Raw genomic sequence first — 25678 nt, 5'->3', positions numbered from 1 at the left:
CCGTGTGCACCGGCCGATGTCAGTGGCGGGGTGCACGATGGTGGGCATGGTCGGCTCTGCCCTGGATTCGTTCTCGCCCGCGACCCGCAGCTGGTTCACGGGCGCCTTCCACGCGCCCACGGCCGCCCAGGAGGGCGCCTGGTCCGCGATCGCGGAGGGCTCGGACGTGCTGGTCGTGGCACCGACCGGCTCCGGCAAGACCCTGGCGGCCTTCCTCGCCTCCCTCGACCAGCTGGCCTCCGTACCGCCCCCCGCGGAGGCGAAGAAGCGCTGCCGGGTGCTGTACATCTCCCCGCTGAAGGCCCTCGCCGTCGACGTGGAGCGCAACCTCCGCTCGCCACTGACCGGCATCCGCCAGGAATCGGTGCGGCTGGGGCTCCCGGAGCCGGAGGTCCGGGTGGGCATCCGGTCGGGCGACACGCCTCCGGCGGAGCGCCGGACCCTGGTGACGAAGCCGCCGGACATCCTGATCACGACCCCCGAGTCGCTCTTCCTGATGCTGACCTCCTCGGCGCGGGACGCCCTCGCCGGGGTGGAGACGGTGATCCTGGACGAGGTGCACGCCGTCGCCGGCACGAAACGCGGCGCCCACCTCGCGCTGAGCCTGGAGCGGCTCGACGAGCTGCTGCCGCGTCCCGCCCGCCGGATCGGGCTGTCCGCCACGGTCCGGCCGGTCGACGAGGTGGCGCGGTTCCTCTCGCCGCAGCGCCGGGTGGAGATCGTGCAGCCCGCCTCGGCCAAGGAGTTCGACCTCTCGGTGGTCGTGCCGGTGGAGGACCTCGGCGAGCTGGGCGGCTCACCGGCCACCGACAGCGGGGCCGGCCAGGGCGACAAGCCGTCGATCTGGCCGCAGGTGGAGGAGCGGATCGCCGACCTCGTCCAGGCGCACCGCTCCACGATCGTCTTCGCCAACTCCCGGCGCCTCGCCGAGCGGCTCTGCAACCGGCTCAACGAGATCGCGTACGAACGCGCGACCGGCGAGGCCATGCCGGAGGCCCACTCCCCCGCCGAGCTCATGGCGCAGTCGGGCGGCGCGAAGGGCGCTCCGGCCCTGCTGGCCCGGGCGCACCACGGCTCGGTCTCCAAGGAGCAGCGGGCCCAGGTGGAGGAGGACCTCAAGGCGGGCCGGCTGCCTGCGGTCGTGGCCACCTCCAGCCTGGAGCTCGGCATCGACATGGGCGCCGTCGACCTGGTGATCCAGGTCGAGTCGCCGCCCTCGGTGGCCTCCGGCCTCCAGCGGGTGGGCCGGGCCGGCCACCAGGTGGGGGCCGTGTCGACGGGCGTGGTCTTCCCGAAGTACCGGGGCGACCTCGTGCAGGCGGCCGTGGTCACCGAGCGGATGCGCGAAGGTGCCATCGAGGCGCTGCGCGTCCCGTCGAACCCGCTGGACGTGCTGGCGCAGCAGCTGGTGGCGATCGTGGCGCTGGACACCCGGCAGGCGGACGACCTGCTGGCCCTCGTCCGCCGCGCCGCGCCGTTCGCCTCGCTGCCGGAGTCGGCGTTCACGGCCGTGCTCGACATGCTGGCGGGCCGCTACCCTTCGGACGCCTTCGCGGAGCTGCGCCCGCGTGTGGTCTGGGACCGGGTCGCGGGCACGGTGACCGGGCGGCCCGGGGCGCAGCGGCTCGCCGTCACCTCCGGCGGCACGATCCCGGACCGGGGGCTGTTCGGCGTCTTCCTCGCCGGGTCGGACCCCAAGAAGGGCGGCGGCCGGGTCGGCGAGCTGGACGAGGAGATGGTGTACGAGTCCCGGGTCGGGGACGTCTTCACCCTCGGCACCACGTCCTGGCGGATCGAGGACATCACCCGCGACCGGGTGCTGGTCTCGCCCGCCCCGGGGGTGCCGGGACGCCTGCCGTTCTGGAAGGGCGACCAGCTGGGGCGCCCGCTGGAGCTGGGCCGCGCGCTGGGCGCGTTCCTCCGGGAGATCGGGGGCCTGTCCGAGGAGGACGCCCGGCTCCGGCTGCTCGCCGCGGGTCTGGACGCCTGGGCGGCCGGCAACATCCTCTCCTACCTCGACGAGCAGCGGCGGGCCTGCGGCCATGTCCCGGACGACCGGACGATCCTCGTCGAACGCTTCCGGGACGAGCTGGGCGACTGGCGGGTGGTGGTGCACTCCCCGTTCGGCGCGCAGGTGCACGCCCCGTGGGCGCTCGCCCTCTCCGCCCGCCTGGCCGAGCGGTACGGCATGGATGCCCAGGTCATGCACGCCGACGACGGCATCGTGCTGCGGCTGCCGGACGCGGACCTGATGAGCCTCGACCTCCTCGACTTCGACGCGCCCGGCGGTTCCGGCACGTCCGGCGGTTCGGGAGGCGGCGCGGATACGGACACCGACCGGGGCCTGATGCTCCCGGACGCCGCCTACGACAGCGGGCAGGCACCGGTGGGCGCCGCCGACGTCGTCTTCGACCGGGGCGAGGTCCAGCAGATCGTCACCGACCAGGTGGGCGGGTCGGCCCTGTTCGCCTCGCGTTTCCGGGAATGCGCGGCGCGGGCGCTGCTGCTGCCCCGGCGCAGCCCCGGCAAGCGCACCCCGCTGTGGCAGCAGCGCCAGCGCGCGTCCCAGCTGCTCCAGGTGGCCTCCGAGTTCGGGTCGTTCCCGATCGTCCTCGAAGCGGTGCGCGAATGCCTCCAGGACGTGTTCGACGTACCCGGGCTCACCGAGCTCATGGGCGACCTCGAAGCCCGCCGCATCCGGCTCGTCGAGGTCACCACCACCGAGCCCTCCCCCTTCGCCCGCTCCCTGCTTTTCGGTTACGTCGCGCAGTTCCTGTACGAGGGCGACTCGCCGCTCGCCGAGCGGCGCGCCGCCGCCCTCTCGCTCGACTCGCACCTGCTGGCGGAGCTGCTCGGCCAGGCGGAGCTGCGCGAGCTGCTCGACGCCGACGTGCTGTCCGAGCTGGAGCGGGAGCTGCAGTGGCTGACCGAGGAACGTCGGGTCAAGGACGTCGAGGGCGTCGCCGACCTGCTGCGGGTCCTCGGCCCGCTCACCCCGGCGGAGCTGGCCGAGCGTGGCGCGGAGCCGTCCTGGGCGCCCGAGCTGGAGACGGCCCGCCGGGCGCTGCGGGTCCGCATCGCGGGTGCCGACCACTGGGCGGCCGTCGAGGACGCGGGCCGGCTGCGCGACGCGCTGGGCACCGCCCTCCCGGTCGGGGTGCCCGAGGCGTTCACCGAACCGGTGAAGGACCCGCTGGGGGACCTCCTCGCCCGGTACGCCCGCACGCACGGCCCGTTCACCTCGGCGCGGGCGGCGGAGCGCTTCGGGCTCGGTCCGGCGGTGACGGAGGGTGCGCTGCAACGCCTGTCCGCTTCGGGGCGGGTCGTGCTGGGCGAGTTCCATCCGGCGGGCATCGGACAGGAGTGGTGCGACGCCACCGTGCTGCGCCGGCTGCGCCGCCGCTCGCTGGCGGCGCTCCGCCATGAGCTGGAGCCGGTGCCGCCCGCCGCGCTGGCGACGTTCCTGCCCCAGTGGCAGCACCTGGACGGCCACGGGCTGCGGGGCATCGACGGGCTGGCCCGGGCCGTCGAGCAGTTGCAGGGCGCGCCGGTGCCGGCCTCCGCGCTGGAGCGGCTGATCCTGCCGAGCCGGGTCGCCGGTTACACCCCCGCGCTGCTGGACGAGCTGACCACGACCGGCGAGGTCGTCTGGGCCGGGGCGGGCGCCCTCCCCGGCAAGGACGGCTGGCTCGCGCTCTACCCGGCGGACAACGCCCCGCTGCTGCTGCCGCCGCCCCATCCGCTGGAGCTGACCGCGCTCCACGAGTCGGTCCTGACCGCGCTCCGGGGCGGCTACGGCCTCTTCTTCCGGCAGATCGCCGATCAGGTCCGCGCCACCACGCACCCGTCCGCCTCGGACGCGCAGCTGGCGGACGCGCTCTGGGACCTCGCCTGGTCGGGGCGGCTCACCAATGACACGCTGGCGCCGCTGCGCTCGCTCCTCGGGTCGGGTCGCACGGCGGGTGCGACCGCGCACCGGGCCAGGCGGTCGGTGCCGCGCGGCCGGTACGGCTCGCTCACCGCCTCCGCCCGCCCGGCCTCCCGGACGGGTCCGCCGACGGTCTCCGGCCGGTGGGCGCTGTTGCCGGCGAGCGAACCCGAGCCCACCCACCGCGCCCACGCGCTGGCACGCACCCTGCTGGACCGGCACGGCGTGGTCACCCGGGGCGCGGTGCAGGCGGAAGGCGTGGAGGGTGGTTTCTCGGCGACGTACCGCATCCTCGCCGCCTTCGAGGACAACGGGCAGGCGCGGCGCGGGTACGTCGTCGAGGGGCTCGGGGCCGCGCAGTTCGCGATGGACGGTGCCGTGGACCGGCTGCGGGCGGCGTCGACCGCCCGGGACCGCCGGGACCCGGGGAGCGTGCCGCGCGCCGTGGTGCTGGCGGCGGCCGACCCGGCCAACGCCTACGGCGCGGCGCTGCCCTGGCCCGAGTCCCCGGACGGCGCCGGTCACAAGCCGGGCCGCAAGGCGGGCGCCCTGGTGGTGCTGGTCGACGGGGAGCTGACGCTGTACATGGAGCGCGGCGGCAAGTCCCTGCTGGCCTGGCCCTCCGACCCCGAGGACCCCGCGCTGCGCGCGGCCGCCGAGGCGCTCGCGGCGGCGGCGAAGGCGGGGTCCCTCGGCACGGTCACGGTGGAGCGCACCAACGGCGTCTCCTCGCTGACCTCGCCGGTGGGCCGGGTGCTGGAGGCGGCGGGCTTCCTGGCCACCCCCAAGGGGATGCGACTGCGCGCCTGAGCGGAGACGAGCGGTGGCGTCGCGGACACAGCCCGGATACGCAGCCCCGGTGGTGTGCGGCCTCTGGTCCGCCGGACACCGCCGAGCCCCCGCCCCGCCGACACCCGCCCGCCCCCGCCCCTGCGGCGCCGCTGCCGCATGATGGAGACATGCCCGAAGGAGACACCGTCGCGCGGACGGCGAAGCATCTGCACGCCGCTCTCGCCGGGAGGGTGCTCACCCACGCCGATCTGCGGGTGCCCCGGTTCGCCACCTCCGATCTGACCGGCCGCACCGTCCTCGACGTCACCCCGAGGGGCAAGCACCTCCTCACCCGGCTGGAGGGCGGCCTCACGCTCCACAGCCATCTGCGGATGGACGGCGCCTGGCGGATCTTCGCCCCCGGACAGCGGTGGCGCGGCGGTCCGGCGTACGAGATCCGGGCCGTCCTCGGCAACACCGAGCACACCGCGGTCGGCTACCGCCTCCCGGTGCTGGAGCTCCTGCACACCGACGACGAGGACCGGGTGGTCGGGCATCTGGGCCCGGACCTGCTGGGGCCCGACTGGGACGCGGACAGGGCCGTGGAGAACCTGCTCACCGTCCCCGGCCGGCCGCTCGGCGAGGCGCTGCTCGACCAGCGCAATCTGGCCGGGATCGGCAACGTCTACAAGTGCGAGCTCTGCTTCCTCGCGCGCGTCACCCCCTGGCTCCCGGTGGGCGAACTCCCCGGGCCCCTGCTTCCCCGCCTGGTGGGCGCCGCCGCACGGTTGCTGGACGCGAACCGCGACCGCCCGACCCGCACCACCACCGGCCGGATCGCGGCCCTCAGCCGCACGCGTGAACCGGTGTACGTCTACGGGCGCGCGGGTCGCCCTTGTCTCCGCTGCCGCACCCCCGTCCGCAAGGCGGACCAGGACGACCGCCCCACGTACTGGTGTCCCCACTGCCAGTCGGGCCCCACCCCGCACTGACCGCCTCCGGCCGGTCGAGGCCCATGGGCCGAAGGCCACTGGCCTGGCCCCGCCTGTCGAACTCCCGCCCGCCGACGCCCGCTCACCGGATCTCACCGGATCTCACCGGTCGGGCCGCCTCCCCCACCCCCCTTTGCCCGGCCGTCCCCCGCCCCGTACGCCACGCCTCTCCCTCCACCATCGGCGCGCGTACCGGAGGAACGGCCGGCCGGATATGGAGCCGCCGTACCGAGGAGCGCGGCCGCTCGTCCCGGCCGCCGCCACGTGGACCGGCAGCAGGCTCAGCCCCCAGCCGCCCGCCGCCACCGCGCCCTCCAGCGTTCCGGCCTGCCCCGGGGCGAGGACGAGCCGCAGCACCGCCCACCACCACAGCCCGCCGCATATCAGGAGCCCCGCGCACCTCAGGACCGGCCGCACCCGAATCCGTATCACTGCGGCCTCCTCCGGCCGACCACCCCGGCCGTGACCCGGAACGAGCCGAACGCCAGGACCGGCCCGCCGGTCGGGCCTCTGTCCGGCAGTCTGCCCCGGGACGCGCCGCGCTGCATCCAGAGCCGGGCCGGGCCGCACCCCGGCGCGGTCCGCACCCCGCGCCCCCGCCCCGGGAGGCAGCGTCGCTTCGAAAAGCCGTGGCCCACCGGCAGGGGACGGTCCGATCATGGCGGGATGCCGCACCCGCTTGAGCGCGTGACCGCCTTCCGCGCCGACTTCGCCCGGCGCCAGGCCGCCGAAACCGTCCGGCTGACCGGCGCCTTCGCCGTCCGCGACCCGTTATTCCCCCTCTCCCAGGAGCACAACCAACTGATCGTCGACGCACCGGACGCCGATCCGGTGGCGCTGCCCGAGCAGGCAGAGCAGAGCCTCGGGCCGCGTGAGCAGTACCGGATCACCGTGCTGGACGACGCGCTCGGCGAGCGGGCCACCCCGGCGCTGGCGGCGGCCGGGTACCACCGGGACACCCACGTGGTGCTGGCACGGGAGACGGCCGGGTGCGCGCTGCCCGACACCGCCGCGCACCCGGTCGCACTGGCCGGGTTGCGGGACGCGGTCCTCCGCCAGCAGTTGCTCTGGTTCCAGGACGAGGAACTCGCCCGGCAGCTCACCGACCGCCGCGCCGCCCGGCTGCGCGGGGCGGCGGAGGTGCTCTTCCTCGCCGCCCGGACACCGGAGGGGGAGGTCGCGGCCTGGACGGATCTGTATCTCGACCGGACCGCCGGGCTGGCCCAGCTGGAGGACCTGGTCACCGCCGAGCCGCATCGCGGCCGGGGCCACGGCGACACTCTGCTCGCCACCGGCCTGGCGTTGGCCGCCACCGCCGGTATCCCCCGACTCTTCCTCGTCGCGGACGAGAAAGACTGGCCGCGCGGCTGGTACGCCCGCCGCGGGTTCACCGGGATCGGCCGCAGCCACTCCTTCCTCCGGGGATGACGGCGAGGACGAACGCCGCGCGCAGTCGAAGCGCGGACGCCCGATCCCGCACACAGAACCGCCCCGTCACCGGATCACCCGGCGACGGGGCAGTTCTCGTTCGGCGGCCTCGATGACCGCTTTTCGGCGGGTCGGGGACCGTCCGGGCGGGTCCCGGTCGCCCCCGGCCGGCTCAGGCGCTCTCCGCCTGGAACATCCACGCGTGCTTCTCGAGGTCGGCGGCCACGGCGATCAGGGTGTCCTGGCTCACCGGGTCGGGGTCGGCGGTGGCCTCGATGCGCTCCCGCATCCGGCCGATCACGATCTCCAACGCGTCCACCAGGACCTTCACCGCGTCGACGTCCTTGATCCAGCCGTCCGGCACGACGTTGATGGCGGTCGTCCGGGCGATGGTCGCGGACCGTCCGTCCGGGTTGACGCCGATGGCGGAGGCACGCTCGGCCACCGTGTCGGAGTGCTGGCGCGCGGTGTCCACGACCTCGTCGAGCTGAAGGTGCACGGAGCGGAAGCGCGGGCCGACGACGTTCCAGTGGACCTGCTTCGCGGCCAGCGAGAGGTCGACCAGGTCGACCAGCGCGCCTTGGAGCGCCTCGCCCACCGTCTTGAGGTCGGAATCGGAAAGCGGGCTCTTCACGACAGACATGCACTCTCTCCGTTCTGTCGGCGGTGGACCGGGCGTCGAAGGCCCCGTCCCGTCGCGCCGACGGTTTCGTCGGCTGGTTCGTCAGCCGCAGTCAGCACGCCATCCACGATGGCACAGAAGCTGACAAAGCGACCATTCACAGCCTCGCTCTCCGTGTGCCCCGCGAACCGCCCCGCACACCCCCGCAGCCCACACCCGCGCACGCCCACCTCGTACACCCGCAGCCCACACCCGCGCACGCCCACCTCGTACACCCGCAGCCCACAGCCCGCAGCCCGCAGCCCGCACACCGTCGCGCACGACAGAACCCCGGCCCGCCCTCGAAAGGGCCGACCGGGGTTCACTGTCACACCGAACCGTGCGGGTCAGGCGGCGACGACATCCACCGCTTCCGCGGGCGCCTTGATCGTCACCCGTCCCGCCGGTACACCCGCCACCGATGCCACGGAGACGGAGTTGAGCATGGGGCGCACCGGCACATGGACCGGATCACTGGCTGCTGCCGACTCGGCGAGTTCGGCGAGTGACAGCTCATCGCTCACTTCACGCATGAGCTCGGACATCCGTACGTCAAGCGCGTCGCAAATCGCGGAGAGCAGCTCGGAGGATGCCTCCTTCTGCCCCCGCTCCACCTCGGAGAGATAGCCGAGCGAGACCCGGGCGGACGAGGAGACTTCGCGCAGAGTACGGCCTTGGCGCTGGCGCTGCCGACGCAGCACGTCACCCAGCAGGCGACGGAGCAGAATCATCGGTGGCTCCCTCCTCGGACCGCGTAGCCGCATCCTTCACGCCCCACCGTACCGCTTAGCGCTGCGGCCGTGCGGGGAGCGATGTCGTGTTCTCTCAGGGCTGCAAACATCAATTCCCCCCGTTCTGTTCCGTATCCTGTGCCCCCGCATTTTCTGCGAGTTCGCCGGAGAGCAGCTCAAGGACGCCGAGCACGCTCTCTCTACGGATGTCCGTCCGCTCGCCGTTCAACCGCAGTGCGGTGACTTTACCGAGCCCACCGGGTCCCGCAACCGCGACGTAGACGGTTCCCACCGGTTGACCGTCCTGCGGTTCGGGGCCGGCGACCCCGGTCGTCGAGATCCCCCAGTCGGCGCCGAGCGCCCGGCGCACGCCGGCGGCCATACCGCGCGCGACCTCGGCGTCCACCGCCCCGCGCTCCGCGAGGAGCGCCCGGTCGACCCCCAGCAGCTCGTGCTTCAGGGCCGTCGCGTAGGCCGTCACGGACCCGCGGAAGGAGCGCGAGGCGCCCGGTACGGAAGTGAGGGCGGCCGCGACCAGGCCACCGGTCAGCGACTCGGCCACGGCGAGGGTCTCCCCGCGCTCCGCGAGCTGCCGCAGCACTCGGGCCGCGAGGGTCACCTCTCGGCCTCGGCGGGGTCGCCCACCACGGCTCCGGGGAGCGTCTCGCCGCCGGACACCGCCGCCGCGTCGACGCCCGCGCTCCCGGCGGCGGCCGCCGGAGAGACCGCAGGCGCGGCCGCCGGAGCGACCGAGGGGGTTGCAGCCGCCGGAGCGGCCGGCCCGGCCTCCGCGACCGGGTCCATCGCCAGGGTGACCGCCTCCAGGGCCGCGACGCGCTCGGCGGCGAGTCCCTTGCGGCGCGCCAGGACGGCCTGGCGTACGTAGTCGAGTCCGGTGACCACCGTCAGCACGACGGCGACCATCATCACCCAGAAGCGGAAGGTGGCCAGGGGCCCGGTGAGCGCCAGGACGTACATCCCGACGGCCGTTCCCTGGGCCAGCGTCTTCATCTTGCCGCCCCGGCTGGCCGGGATCACCGCGTGCCGGATCACCCAGAACCGCATGAGCGTGATGCCCAGCTCACGGAAGAGGATCACTCCGGTGATCCACCACGGCAGGTCGCCCAGCCACGACAGGCAGATCAGCGCCGCCCCCATGATCGCCTTGTCGGCGATGGGGTCGGCGATCTTCCCGAAGTCGGTGACCAGGTTGTACGTCCGCGCGAGGTGGCCGTCGAACAGGTCCGTGATCATCGCGATGGCGAAGGCCGCCCACGCGAAGGACCGCCAGGCGGGGTCGTACCCGCCGTCGGCCAGCAGCAGCATCACGAAGCCGGGCACGAGCAGCAGCCGGATCATGGTGAGGATGTTGGCGATGTTCCACAGGCTGGCCTGGTTCACGGCCGCGGTGCCCAGCTTGCCGCCGCGGACCGGCGTCGCGCCGGAACCGCCTGTCGCGGATGCCGGGGCTCCCGTCATCTGGCCGCCTCCGAGAGTGTTGTGAGGGGTTCGGCCACCAGGTCGACTCCCTCGGTGCCCACTGCCTTCGCCTCGACCATAAGGCCGGGGACGAGCCCTTCGCGTGTGGTGAAGACCACCTGGCCGTCCGTTTCGGGTGCCTGGTGGGCGGCGCGGCCGATGGCGACCGGCCCGTCCTCCTCGGACTCCACGGACTCGACGAGCACCTGCAGCGTCTCGCCGACCCGCTCCTCGGCGCGCTGGGAGGTGAGCTCCTCGGCGAGCTGGGAGATGTGGGCGAGGCGTTCGGCGATGGTGTCCGCGTCCAGCTTGTTCTCGTAGCCGACCGCTTCGGTGCCCTCCTCGTCGGAGTACCCGAAGACGCCGATGGCGTCGAGCCGGGCGCCGGTGAGGAAACGCTCCAGCTCGGCGAGGTCGGCCTCCGTCTCGCCGGGGAAGCCGACGATGAAGTTGGACCGGGCGCCGGCCTGCGGGGCCTTGGAGCGGATGGTGTCCAGGAGCTCCAGGAAGCGGTCCGTGTCGCCGAAGCGGCGCATGGCGCGCAGCACGCCGGGGGCGGAGTGCTGGAAGGACAGGTCGAAGTACGGGGCGACCTTCGGCGTGGAGGTCAGGACGTCGATCAGGCCGGGGCGCATCTCGGCGGGCTGGAGGTAGCTGACCCGGATGCGCTCGATGCCGTCGACGTCGGCGAGCTCGGGCAGCAGGGTCTCCAGCAGCCGGATGTCGCCGAGGTCCTTGCCGTACGAGGTGTTGTTCTCGGAGACCAGCATGACCTCCTTGACGCCCTGCTCGGCCAGCCAGCGGGTCTCGCCCAGCACGTCGGAGGGGCGGCGGGAGATGAAGGAGCCGCGGAAGGACGGGATGGCGCAGAAGGAGCACCGGCGGTCGCAGCCGGAGGCCAGCTTCACCGAGGCGACGGGGCTGGTGCCGAGGCGGCGACGGAGCGGGGCGCGCGGCCCGGAGACCGGAGCGACGCCTTCCGGGAGGTCGGCGGGGGCCGGAGCGATCTCCTGCGCGTGCCCGGGCAGGGCCACCGAGGCGTCCTGCCGTTCGGCGGGGCTGATCGGGAGGAGCTTGCGCCGGTCGCGCGGGGTGTGCGAGGCGTGGATACCACCGTTGAGGATGGTCTGGAGCCGGTCGGAGATGTCGGCGTAGTCGTCGAATCCGAGGACTCCGTCCGCCTCCGGCAGGGCCTCGGCGAGGTCCTTGCCGTAGCGCTCGGCCATACAGCCGACCGCGACGACGGCCTGGGTTCTGCCGTGATCCTTCAGATCGTTGGCTTCGAGGAGGGCATCGACGGAGTCCTTCTTGGCGGCTTCGACGAAGCCGCAGGTGTTGACGACGGCGACATCCGCGTCGGAGGCGTCCTCGACGAGCTCCCAGCCGTCCGCTGCCAAGCGGCCTGCAAGCTCCTCCGAGTCCACCTCGTTACGGGCGCAGCCAAGAGTGACGAGGGCGACGGTACGGCGTTCGGGCATGGAATCAAGACTACTTTGTCGCGGCGGGCGTCCCGCCGCGCAGGGTTCCCCGCTACCCAAAGTCACTTCGCCACCCGGAAACGCGACGAATGCCGGGTGGCGGCACGCACGGAACGCGACGAGCGCCCGGCCGATGGGCCGGGCGCTCGTCGTTGACGGCTGGGGTCGTGCGGGAGAGTCGTACGGGAGGCGGGGCGTTCTCAGCCCGCCTCGGGGTCGCCCTTCGCGTAGGAAAGCCGCTCGACCTGTCCGGGTTCGAACTGGTCCTGGACCTTCTTGCCGTTCACGAAGAGGTCGATGGATCCGGCGTTGCCGAGGACGAGGTCGACGCGCTCCTCGTCCTGGAACGTCTTCGACTGGCCCTGGAGGAGCAGTCCGTCGAAGAGGATCTGCCCGCTGTGGTCCTTGGCGGAGATCCAGCTCTTGCCCTCGGTGGCGCTGAGCTTGACCGTCACCTTGTCCAGCGGAGCCGCCGCGATGGCGCTCTCCGACGGCACGGGCTTGGGGTCGGCGGGCTTGGTGGGGGTCGGTTTGGCCGTGGCCGTCTTGTCGGGCGTGGAGCCCTCGGCCACGTGTGCGGTGCTGGTTCCGTCGTCCTCACCGTGGAAGAGCGTGAAGCCGACGAACCCGACGACGGCGACGATCGCCGCGACCATGGCCGCGGTCCAGTTGGGACGCCGGGGTTCGGATCGGATGCGTTCCGCTTCGAAGAGCGGAGCCGCGGGCGTGGGCACAGGACGGCCGCCGTGTTCGGCGTCGTACTGCTGAACCAACGGTTCCGGATCGATGCCGACGGCGCGGGCGACGGTACGGATGTGACCGCGCGCGTAGACGTCCCCGCCGCAGCGCGAGAAGTCGTCGTTCTCGATCGCGTGCACGATGGGGATGCGCACCCGGGTGGAGCCGCTGACTTCGTCGACCGTCAGACCTGCGGCGATACGAGCCTGCTGAAGCACACGACCGATCGAAGGCCGGTCGTCTTCGGGGGAGTTGCCGATGGACACGGGGGCGCCTTTCGAGCGTGAGCCACCTGCTGGATGTTCAGTCTAGGGGGGGTACGAAAGGGTGGGGCAACCGGGCGCGACGACTTTGTACGCCATCGGGCCCGACGGACAACCCCTTGGGCCGTACCGCGGGAGCGGCCACGGCCGCACCCTCCACTTGAACTTGACGTACGACCGGAGGAAACGGTTGCCCCCGCCCTTCCGGGAAGAGGATTCCGCGATGTTTCCGTGACCTCACAGAGCGGTTGAGCTCAGGGAGCGGTTGGCCTCACGAAGCGGTTGGCCTCAGGGGGCGGTTTCCCCGCGGATGACAGCCAACACCCCGTCCAGATCGTCGGGCTTGACCATCACGTCGCGGGCCTTCGACCCCTCGCTGGGGCCGACGATGTTCCGTGACTCCATCAGGTCCATGAGCCTTCCGGCCTTGGCGAAGCCGACCCTCAACTTGCGCTGGAGCATCGAGGTCGAGCCGAACTGCGTCGAGACGACGAGTTCCGCGGCCTGGCAGAGCAGGTCGAGGTCGTCGCCGATGTCCTCGTCGATCTCCTTCTTCTGCTTCGTCCCGACCACCACGTCGTCCCGGAAGACGGGGGTCATCTGGTCCTTGCAGTGCTGGACGACTGCGGCGACCTCCTGCTCGGTGACGAAGGCGCCCTGCATTCGGGTCGGCTTGTTCGCCCCCATCGGCAGGAACAGTCCGTCACCCTTTCCGATGAGCTTCTCGGCGCCCGGCTGGTCCAGGATGACCCGGCTGTCCGCGAGCGAGGAGGTGGCGAACGCCAGCCGGGAGGGCACATTGGCCTTGATCAGTCCGGTGACGACGTCGACGGAGGGCCGCTGCGTGGCGAGCACCAGGTGGATCCCGGCGGCCCGGGCGAGCTGGGTGATACGGACGATCGAGTCCTCCACGTCGCGCGGCGCGACCATCATCAGGTCCGCCAGCTCGTCGACGATCACCAGCAGGTACGGGTACGGCGACAGCTCCCGCTCGCTGCCCTCGGGCGCCTTCACCTTGCCGTCGCGCACCGCGTGGTTGAAGTCGTCGATGTGCCGGAAGCCGTACGCCGCGAGGTCGTCGTAGCGCAGGTCCATCTCCCGCACCACCCACTGGAGCGCCTCGGCGGCCTTCTTCGGGTTGGTGATGATCGGCGTGATCAGGTGCGGGATGCCCTCGTACGCGGTCAGTTCGACCCGCTTGGGGTCGACGAGGACCATGCGCACGTCGTCCGGGGTGGCCCGGACCATGATCGAGGTGATCAGGCAGTTGATGCAGGACGACTTGCCGGAGCCGGTCGCCCCCGCGACCAGCACGTGCGGCATCTGCGCGAGGTTGGCCATCTCGTAGCCGCCCTCGACGTTCTTGCCGAGCGCGACCAGCATCGGGTGGTCGTCCTCGGCCGCGTCCGCGAGCCGCAGGACGTCCCCGAGGTTGACCATCTCCCGGTCGGAGTTGGGGATCTCGATGCCGACCGCCGACTTGCCGGGGATCGGCGAGATGATCCGGACGTCGGGGCTGGCGACGGCGTAGGCGATGTTCTTGGTGAGCGCGGTGATCCGCTCGACCTTCACCGCCGGGCCGAGCTCCACCTCGTACCGGGTGACGGTCGGGCCCCGGGTGAAGCCGGTGACGGCCGCGTCGACCTTGAACTCCGTGAAGACGTTGGTCAGCGAGGCGACGACCGCGTCGTTCGCCGCGCTCCGCGTCTTGCCGGGGCCGCCGCGCTCCAGCAGGTCGAGGGAGGGCAGCGAGTAGGTGATGTCGCCGGCGAGCTGGAGCTGCTCGGCCCGGGCGGGCAGCGGCCGGGTCCGCTCCGGCGCGGGCTTGGTCAGGTCCGGTACGCCGGCGGGCGGCGCGCCGGCGGGCCTGCGGCCGGTGCGTTCCTTGCCCGCGTCCCCGGCGGACCGGGCCCCGCGCGCGCCGGGGACGGGGGTACCGGTCCGCTCCCCGGTGCGGTCCAGGTCGCCGGTGTGGTCCCGGTCGCCGTGGACCCCCTGCGTGAGGTCGGCGACGACGGGTGAGGGCGAGATGCCGTTGAGCACCGCCCCGTCCAGCGCGGCCGCGGCGGCCGCCGCGACGTCGACGGCGTCCATCGGCCGGTTCGTCCCGGGCTGCGCCGTCTGCCGCCTGGGCCTGCGGCGGCGGGCCAGCGCCTCGCTCTCGGCGTCGTCCGGGTCGTACACCCCGTCGGGGCGGCGGCCGGGGGCGCGGCGCGTCCGGCCGGGCAGCGCCTCGCGCCACTGGTCGTCGTACCGCTCGTCGTCGTCGGCGTACTGCTCGTAGCCGTCCTCGCGCGCGCCCGGCGAGTCCACCACGCCGAGCTTCGTCCCGAGCAGTCTGAGCCGCTGCGGAATCGCGTTGACGGGCGTCGCCGTGACGACGAGGAGGCCGAACACCGTCAGCAGGAGCAGCAGCGGAACGGCGAGGACGTCGCCCATGGCGAAGACGAGCGGGGTGGAGGCGCCCCAGCCGATCAGGCCGCCGGCGTCCTGTATGGCCTGCGTGCCGTCGCCGCGCCCGGGGCTGCCGCAGGCGATGTGGACCTGGCCGAGGATGCCGATGACCAGCGCGGAGAGACCGATGACGATCCGTCCGTTGGCCTCGGGCTTCTGCGGATAGAGGATCAGCCGCACGGCGACCGCGCCGAGCAGTATCGGTACGAGGAGGTCGAGCCGTCCGAACGCGCCGGTCACCAGCATCTCGACGAGGTCGCCGACGGGTCCGCGCAGATTCGACCAGGTACCCGCGGCGACGATCAGCGCGAGTCCCAGCAGCAGCAGCGCCACGCCGTCCTTGCGGTGGGCCGGGTCGAGCCCCTTGGCACCGCGCCCTATCGAACGGAACATGGCGCCCACGCCGTGCGCCATGCCGAGCCAGACGACACGCACCAGCCGGACCACCCCGTTGGTGGGGGACGCGGCGGGCTTCGGCGCGGGCCTCCTGGCCGCCGCCTTCCTGGCGGGGGCGTTCTTGGCGGGAGCCCGGCGCGGGGGCGCCGCCTTCCCGGCCGGCGCCTTCTTCGCGGGCACGGCTTTTCTCGCCGGCCCCGGGGTACGGCCGGCACTCTTGGCGGTGCCCGCCGAGCTCTGGGAACCCTTGCCGGACGTACGTGAGGCCATGGGCCCGAGGTTACCGGTGTCGGCGCGTCGGGACACGTGCCCGTCGGGTTCACCCGACCGTGTCGGCTTGCAGGGGCGGGAAACTGACGTCGCCTCACCCTCGCGGGAGGTTTGGACGGCGGGTACGCGGGACAGCGGCGAGCGGACCGGCGGCGCTGGTTCCACGCGCCGTCAGCTCCGTCGCCGTCCGCCGCCCCGGACCGTCGGGCCCCCGGACGCCCCGGACCGTCGGGCCCCTCCGTTCCGGTCCGTACGGCCCGTCCGTCACCGATCCGCGCCGGTGCCGACCCGTCAGTTCGGTGACGGCAGGATGCCGGTGGCGCCGTTCGTACCGGGCTCCAGGGCGTCGAGCGCCCTCCGCAGACCCGTCAGCTTGCGTTCGAGATGCGCGGCCGTGGCCACGGCCGCCGCGTCGGCGGACTCGTCGTCCAACTGCTTGGAGAGCGCTTCGGCCTGCTCCTCCACCGCGGCGAGCCGCGCGGAGAGTTCGGCCAGCAGTCCGGCCGGCTCCCGGTCCTCGCCCGACCGCCCGCCGTCGAGCTGGGCTCGCAGCAGGGCCGCCTGCTCGCGCAGCTTGCAGTTCTTCATGTACAGCTCGACGAAGACCGACACCTTGGCACGGAGCACCCAGGGGTCGAACGGCTTCGAGATGTAGTCGACGGCACCGGCCGCGTATCCCCGGAAGGTGTGGTGCGGGCCGTGGTTGATCGCGGTGAGGAAGATGATCGGGATGTCCCGCGTCCGCTCACGGCGCTTGATGTGCGCCGCCGTCTCGAAGCCGTCCATGCCCGGCATCTGGACGTCGAGCAGGATGACCGCGAAGTCGTCCGTGAGCAGCGCCTTGAGCGCCTCCTCCCCTGACGATGCCCGCACCAGCGTCTGATCCAGCGCAGAGAGGATGGCCTCCAGCGCCAGCAGATTCTCCGGCCGGTCATCGACCAGGAGGATCTTGGCCTTCTGCATCATGGCCCGCCCTCCTCATCCCGGCGTCGCACCGGGTGCCGCCCCAGGGGACGGCTCCGTATCGCCGTCCGTCTTGTGCCGGTCATCGTAGCCGCACCCCGGCCGCCGCCACACCCTGTCACCGCGATGTCACTGTGCACACAACAAGAACGCGGCGGGAGTTCAAAAGGTTCCCGGCGGAAAGCGCCTCCACACCACTCCTGGGAACCCGGCGCCCGAGCCTCCGCCAGGGGGTTGCCGGAGCCATGCCGCGGGGGGCGGCACCGGCAGAGCGCCGGCACCGCCCCCCGCGACCGCGTCATTCCCCGCGCATCCACCGCTCCATGACGCCGAGCAGGTAGTCGGGATCGACCGGCTTGGTGACGTAGTCGGAGGCACCGCAGTCGAGCGCCTTCTCCTTGTCGCCCTTCATGGCCTTCGCGGTCAGCGCGACGATCGGCAGAGCCGCGAACTGGGGCATCCGCCGGATCGCCGTCGTCGTCGCGTACCCGTCCATCTCCGGCATCATGATGTCCATCAGCACGACCGCCACGTCGTCGTGCTGCTCCAGCACTTCGATCCCCTCGCGGCCGTTCTCGGCGTAGAGCACCGAGAGTCCGTGCTGTTCCAGGGCGCTGGTGAGGGCGAAGACGTTGCGGATGTCGTCGTCGACGATCAGCACCTTCTCGCCGCGGAACCTGAACGACTTCCGGGCCTCCGGCGCCTGCGCGCCCTGGACCCAGTCCTCCTGTGCGGCGTTCTCCGCGTTCGAACCCGAGCCGGCACCGGGCCGGTTGGGCGCGGGGAGCTCCGGACGGCGGCGGGCATCGCCGAGCGCCTGGCGCCGACGCCTGAACACTCCCGCCGAGTTGGCCGGGTCACCCAGCGGCGCGGAGTCGGCCGGGGGCGTGTACTCCCCGGTACCGGAAGGCGGTTCGTAGGTGCCGGAACCCACCTGCGGGTACCCCTGGGCAGGGAGTTCACCGCGGTGCAGCGGGAGGTAGAGGGTGAAAGTGGAACCGCGACCGGGCTCGCTCGCCGCGTGGATCTCCCCGCCCAGCAGCCGCGCGATCTCCCGGCTGATGGAGAGGCCGAGGCCGGTCCCGCCGTACTTGCGGCTGGTGGTGCCGTCCGCCTGCTTGAACGCCTCGAAGATCACCATCATCTTGCTGGACGCGATCCCGATCCCGGTGTCGGTGACCGAGAACGCGATCAGGTCGTCGGTGTCCCGCAGGGTGCCCTGTTCCAGCAGGTTCTCCCTGATGGCGTTCGGCACGTCCGGTCCGGCCGGCCGGATCACCAGCTCCACCGCCCCGCTGTCGGTGAACTTCACCGCGTTGGAGAGCAGGTTGCGCAGCACCTGGAGCAGCCGCTGCTCGTCGGTGTGCAGGGTGGCGGGCAGTTCGGGCGAGACGCGTACGGAGAAGTCGAGCCCCTTCTCGGCGGTGAGCGGCCGGAAGGTCGCCTCCACGTAGTCGACCAGCTGGACCAGAGCGATACGGGTCGGGCTGACGTCCATCTTCCCCGCCTCGACCTTGGAGAGGTCGAGGATGTCGTTGATCAGCTGGAGCAGGTCGGAACCGGCCCCGTGGATCGTCTCGGCGAACTCCACCTGCTTGGGCGAGAGGTTGCCCTCGGCGTTGTCGGCGAGCAACTTGGCCAGGATCAGCAGGGAGTTGAGCGGAGTGCGCAGCTCGTGCGACATGTTCGCCAGGAACTCGGACTTGTAGCGCATCGAGACGGCGAGCTGCTCGGCGCGCTCCTCCAGGATCTGCCGGGCCTCCTCGATCTCGGTGTTCTTCACCTCGATGTCGCGGTTCTGCCGTGCCAGCAGCTCGGCCTTGTCCTCCAGTTCGGCGTTGGAGGCCTGGAGGGCCTTCTGCCGGTTCTCCAGCTCCTCCGAGCGGTCCCGGAGCTGCTCGGTGAGCTCCTGCGACTGCTCCAGCAGCTTCTCGGTCCGGGTGTTGACGCTGATGGTGTTGACGCTCGTCGCGATCATCTCGGCGAGCTGGTTGAGGAAGTCCCGCTGAATCTGGGTGAACGGCTGGAAGGAGGCCAGTTCGATCACCCCGAGGACCTTGCCCTCGAAGAGCACCGGCAGCACGATCACATGGGCCGGGGGTGCCTCGCCGAGCCCGGAGGAGATCTTCAGGTATCCGGGCGGCGCGTGGTCCAGCTGGATGGTCTTCCGCTCCGCGGCGGACTCGCCGATGAGCGACTCGCCGGGCCGGAAGGAGGTCGGCATGGAGCCCGCCGAGTATCCGTAACTGCCGCGCATCCGGAGCTCGTACGCGCCCTCCGCGCTGCTGTCCGCGCCCACCTCGTCGTTGTCGCCCGCCCCCATCGCCAGGAAGAACGCGCCGTGCTGGGCCGAGACCACCGGGGTGAGCTCGCTCATGATCAGCGAGGCGACGTCGTCCAGGTCGCGGCGGCCCTGCATCAGGCCGGAGATCCGGGCGAGATTGCCCTTCAGCCAGTCCTGCTCCTTGTTGGCGAGGGTGGTGTCGCGCAGGTTGGCGATCATCGTGTTGATGTTGTCCTGCAGCACCTGGATCTCGCCGGCCGCGTCCACGTCGATCTTGAGGTTCAGATCGCCGCGCGTCACCGCGGTGGCGACGGCCGCGATGGCCCGCACCTGCCGGGTGAGGTTGCCGGCCATCTCGTTCACCGACTCGGTGAGGTCGCGCCAGGTGCCGTCGACGTCCCGCACCCGGGCCTGGCCGCCGAGCTGGCCTTCCGTACCCACCTCGCGGGCGACCCGGGTCACCTGGTCGGCGAAGGACGACAGCTGGTCGACCATCGTGTTGATGGTGTCCTTGAGCTGCAGGATCTCGCCCTGCGCGTCGATGTCGATCTTCTTGGTGAGGTCGCCCTTGGCGATGGCGGTGGTGACGGTCGCGATCTGCCGCACCTGTCCGGTGAGGTTGGAGGCCATCGAGTTCACGGACTCGGTGAGGTCCTTCCAGGTCCCCGAGACCCCCGGGACCCGCGCCTGTCCGCCCAGGATCCCCTCGGTGCCCACCTCGCGGGCCACCCGGGTCACCTCGTCCGCGAACGAGGAGAGCGTCGTCACCATCGTGTTGACGGTGTCGGCCAGTTCGGCGACCTCGCCCCGCGCCTCGACGGTGACCTTCTTCGTCAGGTCGCCGTTGGCGACCGCCGAGGAGACCCGGGAGATGTTCCGCACCTGGCTGGTCAGGTTGTTGGCCATCAGGTTGACGTTGTCGCTGAGGTCCTTCCAGATGCCCGTCGCGCCGCGCACCCGGGCCTGGCCGCCGAGGATGCCCTCGGTACCCACCTCGCGGGCCACCCGGGCGACCTCGTCGGCGAAGTTCATCAGCTGGTCGACCATGGTGTTCACGGTCGTGACGAGTTCGAGGATCTCGCCCTTGGCGTCGACGGTGATCTTCTTCGACAGGTCGCCCTTGGCGACCGCGGTCGTGACCTCGGCGATGTTCCGCACCTGGAGGGTGAGGTTGTTGGCCATGCCGTTCACCGACTGGGTGAGGTCCTTCCACGTACCGGAGACCCCCTGCACCTCGGCCTGGCCGCCGAGCATGCCCTCCGTACCGACCTCCCGGGCCACCCGGGTGACCTGCTCGGCGAAGTTCGAGAGCTGGTCCACCATCGTGTTGAGGGTGTTCTTCAGCTCCAGGATCTCGCCGCGCGCGTCCACGTCGATCTTCTGCGACAGGTCACCGCGCGCCACCGCCGTGGCGACCTGCGCGATGTTGCGGACCTGGGCGGTGAGGTTGCCGGCCATGCCGTTCACCGAGTCGGTCAGGTCCCGCCACACGCCGGCCACGCCGGGCACCTGCGCCTGGCCGCCGAGCCGGCCGTCCGTACCGACCTCGCGGGCGACCCGGGTCACCTGCTCCGCGAAGGCGGAGAGCTGGTCGACCATCGTGTTGATGGTGTTCTTCAGCTCCAGGATCTCGCCGCGCGCGTCCACGTCGATCTTCTGCGACAGGTCACCGCGGGCGACCGCCGTCGTCACCTGGGCGATCTGGCGGACCTGGTCGGTGAGGTTCCCCGCCATGAAGTTGACGGAGTCGGTGAGTTCCTTCCACGTACCCGAGACGCCGTCGACGCGGGCCTGACCGCCGAGCATGCCCTCCGTGCCCACCTCGCGGGCCATCCGGGTCACCTGGTCGGCGAACGAGGACAGCTGCGCCACCATCGTGTTGACGGTGTTCTTGAGCTCCAGCATCTCGCCGGCGACGTTGACGGTGACCTTCTGCGAGAGGTCGCCGTTGGCCACCGCCGTCGTCACCTGGGCGATGTCCCGCACCTGTCCGGTGAGGTTGCGGAACGCCGTGTTGACGGAGTCGGTGAGGTCCTTCCACGTGCCGGCGGCGCCGGGCACCTCCGCCTGGCCGCCCAGCCGGCCTTCCACGCCGACCTCCCGCGCGACCCGGGTCACCTCGGAACCGAAGGACTGGAGCTGGTCCACCATCGTGTTGACGGTGTTCTTCAGCTCCAGCATCTCCCCGGCCACGTCGACGGTGACCTTCTGCGACATGTCACCGCTGGCCACCGCCGTCGTCACCTGGGCGATGTCCCGCACCTGGGTGGTCAGGTTGCGGAAGACGGTGTTGACCGAGTCGGTCAGGTCCTTCCACGTCCCCGCGGCGCCGGGCACCTGCGCCTGGCCGCCGAGCAGACCCTCGCCGCCGACCTCGCTGGCGACCCGGGTCACCTCGTCCGCGAAGGTGCGCAGCGTCTCGGTCATCTGGTTGATCGTCTCGGCGAGCTGCGCGACCTCGCCGCGCGCGCTCACGGTGACCTTCTGCGACAGGTCGCCGTTGGCCACAGCCGTGGTGACCTCGGCGATGCCGCGCACCTGGTTGGTGAGGTTGCCCGCCATGGTGTTGACGGAGTCGGTGAGGTCCTTCCACACACCGGCGACGCCCGGCACGGCGGCCTGCCCGCCGAGTTCCCCCTCGGTGCCGACCTCGCGGGCGACCCGGGTGACCTCGGAGGAGAACGAGGAGAGCTGGTCCACCATCGTGTTGACGGTGTTCTTCAGCTGGAGCATCTCCCCGGCCACGTGGACCGTGACCTTGCGCGACAGGTCGCCCTTGGCCACCGCCGTCGTCACCAGCGCGATGTCCCGCACCTGCGCGGTGAGCCGGTACGCCATCGTGTTGACGGAGTCCGTGAGGTCCTTCCAGGAACCGGACATGCCGCGTACCTGCGCCTGGCCGCCCAGTTTGCCCTCGGTGCCCACCTCGACCGCGACCCGCGTCACCTGCTCGGTGAACGCCGACAGCTGGTCGACCAGGTTGTTGACCGTACGGGCGACCTTCAGGAACTCGCCGCGCAGCGGCCGTACCGTCTCGTCCGCGGTGTGGGAGCGCAGCTCCATCCGCTGTTCGAGGTCACCGTCGGCCACCGCCGACAGCACCCGGCCGACCTCGGACACGGGCCGCGCGAGGTCGTCGACCAGTTCGTTGGACGCGTCGATCGCGGCGGCCCAGGAACCTTCGCATGCTCCCGTCTCCAGCCGCTCGGTGAGCTTGCCCTCCCGGCCGACCACCCGCCGGACACGGGCGAGTTCACCCGTGAGGTGGAGGTTGCGGTCGGCCACCTCGTTGAAGACGGCCGCGATCTCCGTCAAGGGTCCGTCCCCGGAGACGGTGAGCCGCCTGCGGAAGTTGCCGTCGCGCATCGCGAGCAGGGCGGAGAGCAGTCTGTTGAGAGCCGCCGCGTCCACCTCGACGGTTCCTTGGCGCTGTTTTTTCACGGGCTGTCCGCCTCTTGTACGCGTGCTTGAACCCCGCGCCGCCACGTCAGACTCCACCGTGTCCCTCCCGCAGGGTTGACCGTTTCGCTCGGGTGATTCTGGGAGCTTTCCCAGTTCCGAGGTACCTCACCGCCACAGCACACCGTCGACGGGTGCCCATGGAAACGTCAAATCCTTGAAACGTACCAGGCCGGACCCCGACCGCGGGCACCGATGGGATGCGTCACCCCGCCGGCTCCCGCCCCACCCCGCCGTCTCCCCGCGCGGCACCCCAGCGGAACCACCCTCGTGCGCCCGCGTACGCCCATTCCGCTCGTCCGGGGTGAAGTCCGGCCTCGTGTACCCGGCGGCCCCGGCGAGCGTCTAGCCTGGCTGAGGGCCGTCCGGTGGTTCGTCGCGCGCATCCGCCAGGGACCACGGGACAGCTGTGGGCGAATCGAAGCTGCGAGATACGGGCACTGGACTCGGGGAAGCGACGCGACACCATATGGGGAGTGCAGTGATCACCGCGCGGGCGGCCGCCACCTTCGAGCCGGCCGGTCGCTCGGTAGCGACAGCCCGCGCCTTCGTCAGGGACACGCTCCAGGGATGGGGCTACACCGACGTCATCGACGACGCCGTCGTGCTCACCAGTGAACTGGTGACCAACGCGGTCGTGCACGCGGGTACCGCCGCGGACGTCCTCTGCCTGCGCGCGGAGGACGGCGTACGCGTCGAGGTCGCCGACCACTATCCGGAGCGCGAAGTCCCGCTCCAGAGCACGGCGGTCGACTTCGGCAGCCCGGACCGGGAGAGCGGCCGGGGCCTTCTGCTCTGCGCCGCCCTGGCCTCCCGCTGGGGCGTGGAGTACACCCCCACCCGCAAACACGTCTGGTTCCAGCTGGACCTGCCCGACCGGCCGGTCGGCATCCGCTCCGCCGGCCCGCTGCTGCCCGTCGAGAGCCTGCCGGTCGCCGACCGGCGCATCCGGGTCGCCGTCGCGCAGATCGACATGTCCGGCGCCGTGGCCTCCTGGAACGAGGACGCCTCGTTCCTCTTCGGGTACGCCCCCGAGCAGGTCGTCGGCAAACAGCTCACCGAGTTCGCCGCCTGGCCGCAGACCCCCGGCACCAGCACCGGCATCGCCGCCGCCCTCCAGCTCTCACGGTGGGAGGGCAGTTACGGCTTCCGGTGCGCGGACGGCCGGGTCGTCCCCGTCTACGCCTCGCACCTGCGGGTCCGGGACACCGGGGGCACTCCGTCCACCGTCTGCCTGATGGTCCGTGACGACGAGCGCGCGGTGCTGCAGAGCCCGGTGCGGGCTCCGGTCACCGACACCGGCGAGAGCCGCTCCGCGGACCCCTTCGAGGTGTTCATCGGCTCCCCCGCCCCCGACGACCTGGACGGCCTGCTCCAGCGCACCGTCGAGCGGGCGCGGGACATGCTCGACGCCGACGCCGCCTTCCTGCTGCTGGCCACGGACGACGAGACCGAACTCGAGGTCCGTGCCACCACCGGCCTGCCGTCGGCCCGCCAGCGCTTCGCCCGGGTCCCCGTCGAGGCGGGCGCGGGCCGCTACGGCTCCGCCCGGATGCCAGCCGTCCACGAGGACCTGATGGCCGTGGAGGGTGCCGTTCCGCTGCTGGGCGGCACAGGGATGCGCTCGGTGGTGACGGTCCCCCTGAAGGTGGAGGGCCGGCTCACCGGATCCCTGGGTGTCGCGGCCGAGGCCGCGGGGCGTTACACCAACGAGGAGGCCCTGCGCCTCCAGTTCGCCGCCGACCGCATCGCGCTCGCCGTCGAGTCGGCCCGCCTGGGCGAGCTGGAGCGGCTCCGCAGAGGCTCCCTCTCCTTCCTCGTCGAGGCGTCCGACCTGCTGGCCGGGACGCTCGACCGGGACCAGACCCTGGCCCTCATGGCCCAGATGACCGTCCCGACCCTCGCCACCTGGTGCGCCGTCTACACCATCGCCGACCCCGCCTCGGAGCCGTTCCTCTCCTACGTCCTGCACGAGGACGAGGACCTGATCGACGGCCTCAAGGCGCTGCTTTCCCGCATCGATCCGCCCGAGCCGGTGCCCTCCCCGGGCGCCCGTGTGTGGGGTGCCCCGACCAAGGCCGCCCACGAGGCCGCGCTGCGCACGTCGATGCGGAGCCTGAGCAGCGACGCCCCGCTGAGCATGGCGAACTCCACCCGCACGACCCTCGCCACGGCCGCCGCGGTGGGCGGGGAGACGGTCGTCCTCCCCCTCGTCGCCCGCAACCGTGTCATCGGCATGCTGACGCTGGGCAAGCCGTCGGACGACCACTTCCGCCAGGAGATCCTGGAGCTCGCCGAGGACCTGTCCCGCCGGGCCGCCCTCGCGCTGGACAACGCCCGCCTCTACTCCGAGCGCACGGCCATCAGCCAGGCCCTCCAGCGCAGCCTGCTGCCCCCGAGCCAGCCGGTGGTGCCGAACGTCGAGATCGAGGTCATCTACCGCGCGGCCGGCGAGGGCAACGAGGTCGGCGGCGACTTCTACGACGTCTTCCCGATCCGCGACGGCGTCTACGGCTTCGCCATCGGCGACGTGTGCGGTACCGGCCCCGAGGCCGCGGCCGTCACGGGCCTCGCCCGGCACGCCCTGCGCCTGCTGGCCCGCGAGGGCTTCGGCGGCCCCGCGGTGCTGGAGCGGCTCAACGCGGCCATCCTCGACGAGGGTTCCCGCAGCCGCTTCCTCACGCTCCTCTACGGCGAGCTGCACCCCCAGGAGGACGGCAGCGCCCTCCTGAAGGTCGTGTGCGCCGGCCACCCCCTGCCGCTCCGCCTCCGTCAGGACGGCTCCGTGCAGGCGGCCGCCGAGCCGCAGCCGCTGCTCGGCGTCATCGAGGACCTGGAGCTGTACGAGGAGGAGATCACGCTCGCGCCGGGTGACGTCCTGCTCTGTGTCACGGACGGCATCACCGAGCGCCGTGAGGGAACCCGCATGCTCGGGGACGACGGCCTGGCGGAGGTCCTGGCCAACTGCACGGGGCTGACGGCCGGTGCGGTGGCCGCACGGGTCCTTCGGGCCGTGGAGCGCTTCGCCGCCGAGCCGGCCTCGGACGACATGGCCATCCTCGCCATGCGCGTACCGGAGCCGCAGACCATCTGATCCGCAGGCTGCTTTCCGGGACCGGGGACTGCTTTTCCGGGCTGCCATCAGGCGGTCCGGAAAGGGACAGCTCTCGGACCGCCCGGGAAAGCAGGAAGGCCCCCACCGAATGGTGGGGGCCTTCTCCTTTGCTGAGCCCCAATGCGGAATCGAACCGCAGACCTTCTCCTTACCATGGAGACGCTCTACCGACTGAGCTATTGGGGCTTGCTGCGCTCTGCTGTGCAACGAGATAAGCATACCCCAGTTCCGGGGGCTCCAGAACCATCTGCCACGCGGAACCCGAACA

The 25678-nt window shown here is 72.0% G+C and carries 13 protein-coding genes and 1 tRNA gene; 4 read left to right on the top strand and 10 right to left on the bottom strand.

Annotated elements, in window-relative coordinates:
* The first annotated feature begins 46 nt into the window (after window positions 1-46).
* The 3 genes from OG599_RS25720 to OG599_RS25705 all read left to right on the top strand — a co-directional run bounded on the left by OG599_RS25720 (window position 47) and on the right by OG599_RS25705 (window position 7119).
* The gene (locus OG599_RS25720; RefSeq protein ID WP_327178324.1) at window positions 47-4738 is read left to right on the top strand and encodes a DEAD/DEAH box helicase; all 4692 of its coding nucleotides are present in this window, start codon (window positions 47-49) and stop codon (window positions 4736-4738) included.
* Between the two features lie 149 nt (window positions 4739-4887).
* Window positions 4888-5691 carry an Fpg/Nei family DNA glycosylase gene (locus OG599_RS25715; RefSeq protein WP_327178323.1) on the top strand — a complete coding sequence of 268 codons (804 nt, stop codon included), beginning with the start codon at window positions 4888-4890 and terminating at the stop codon, window positions 5689-5691.
* A 666-nt stretch (window positions 5692-6357) separates the two neighbouring features.
* Window positions 6358-7119, top strand: coding sequence for a GNAT family N-acetyltransferase (locus OG599_RS25705; protein ID WP_327178321.1), 762 nt, complete (start codon window positions 6358-6360; stop codon window positions 7117-7119).
* Window positions 7120-7291: 172 nt separating this feature from the next.
* Here OG599_RS25705 and OG599_RS25700 read toward each other — a convergent pair whose 3' ends face one another.
* From OG599_RS25700 to OG599_RS25660, 9 genes are all read right to left on the bottom strand, one after another.
* Window positions 7292-7762 (bottom strand): Dps family protein, encoded by a 471-nt coding sequence (locus tag OG599_RS25700; protein WP_327178320.1) that lies wholly within the window; start codon window positions 7760-7762, stop codon window positions 7292-7294.
* A gap of 365 nt (window positions 7763-8127) precedes the next feature.
* Entirely contained in the window at window positions 8128-8511 is a 384-nt protein-coding gene (locus OG599_RS25695; protein WP_275491759.1) for a helix-turn-helix domain-containing protein, read from the bottom strand.
* Window positions 8512-8620: 109 nt separating this feature from the next.
* Window positions 8621-9130, bottom strand: a complete 510-nt coding sequence (locus OG599_RS25690; protein WP_327178319.1) for a CinA family protein — start codon at window positions 9128-9130, stop codon at window positions 8621-8623.
* Window positions 9127-9990 (bottom strand): CDP-diacylglycerol--glycerol-3-phosphate 3-phosphatidyltransferase, encoded by an 864-nt coding sequence (pgsA, locus tag OG599_RS25685; protein WP_327178318.1) that lies wholly within the window; start codon window positions 9988-9990, stop codon window positions 9127-9129. The genes OG599_RS25690 and pgsA overlap by 4 nt, the downstream gene beginning before the upstream one ends.
* The gene (gene rimO, locus OG599_RS25680) at window positions 9987-11468 is read right to left on the bottom strand and encodes a 30S ribosomal protein S12 methylthiotransferase RimO (protein ID WP_327178317.1); all 1482 of its coding nucleotides are present in this window, start codon (window positions 11466-11468) and stop codon (window positions 9987-9989) included. The genes pgsA and rimO overlap by 4 nt, the downstream gene beginning before the upstream one ends.
* Window positions 11469-11668: 200 nt before the next feature.
* Window positions 11669-12472 (bottom strand): helix-turn-helix domain-containing protein, encoded by an 804-nt coding sequence (locus OG599_RS25675; protein WP_327178316.1) that lies wholly within the window; start codon window positions 12470-12472, stop codon window positions 11669-11671.
* A gap of 285 nt (window positions 12473-12757) precedes the next feature.
* Complete coding sequence (locus OG599_RS25670) at window positions 12758-15589, bottom strand: DNA translocase FtsK (RefSeq protein WP_327178315.1); 2832 nt, start codon at window positions 15587-15589, stop codon at window positions 12758-12760.
* Window positions 15590-15880: 291 nt separating this feature from the next.
* Entirely contained in the window at window positions 15881-16555 is a 675-nt protein-coding gene (locus OG599_RS25665; protein ID WP_327178314.1) for a response regulator, read from the bottom strand.
* Window positions 16556-16850: 295 nt separating this feature from the next.
* Window positions 16851-22277, bottom strand: a complete 5427-nt coding sequence (locus OG599_RS25660) for a HAMP domain-containing protein (protein ID WP_327178313.1) — start codon at window positions 22275-22277, stop codon at window positions 16851-16853.
* A 487-nt stretch (window positions 22278-22764) separates the two neighbouring features.
* On the opposite strand from OG599_RS25660, the gene OG599_RS25655 reads away from it, so the two are divergent.
* Window positions 22765-25389 carry a SpoIIE family protein phosphatase gene (locus OG599_RS25655; protein WP_327178312.1) on the top strand — a complete coding sequence of 875 codons (2625 nt, stop codon included), beginning with the start codon at window positions 22765-22767 and terminating at the stop codon, window positions 25387-25389.
* 134 nt (window positions 25390-25523) lie between these two features.
* On the opposite strand, the gene OG599_RS25650 is transcribed toward OG599_RS25655, so the two are convergent.
* Window positions 25524-25596 (bottom strand) — tRNA-Thr (locus tag OG599_RS25650).
* Between the last annotated feature and the right edge of the window lie 82 nt (window positions 25597-25678).

It is taken from the genome of Streptomyces sp. NBC_01335 (assembly GCF_035953295.1).
GTDB lineage: Bacteria > Actinomycetota > Actinomycetes > Streptomycetales > Streptomycetaceae > Streptomyces.
The sequence above is the reverse complement of the archived record's forward strand: the minus strand, read 5'-3'. Positions and strand labels throughout refer to the sequence as shown.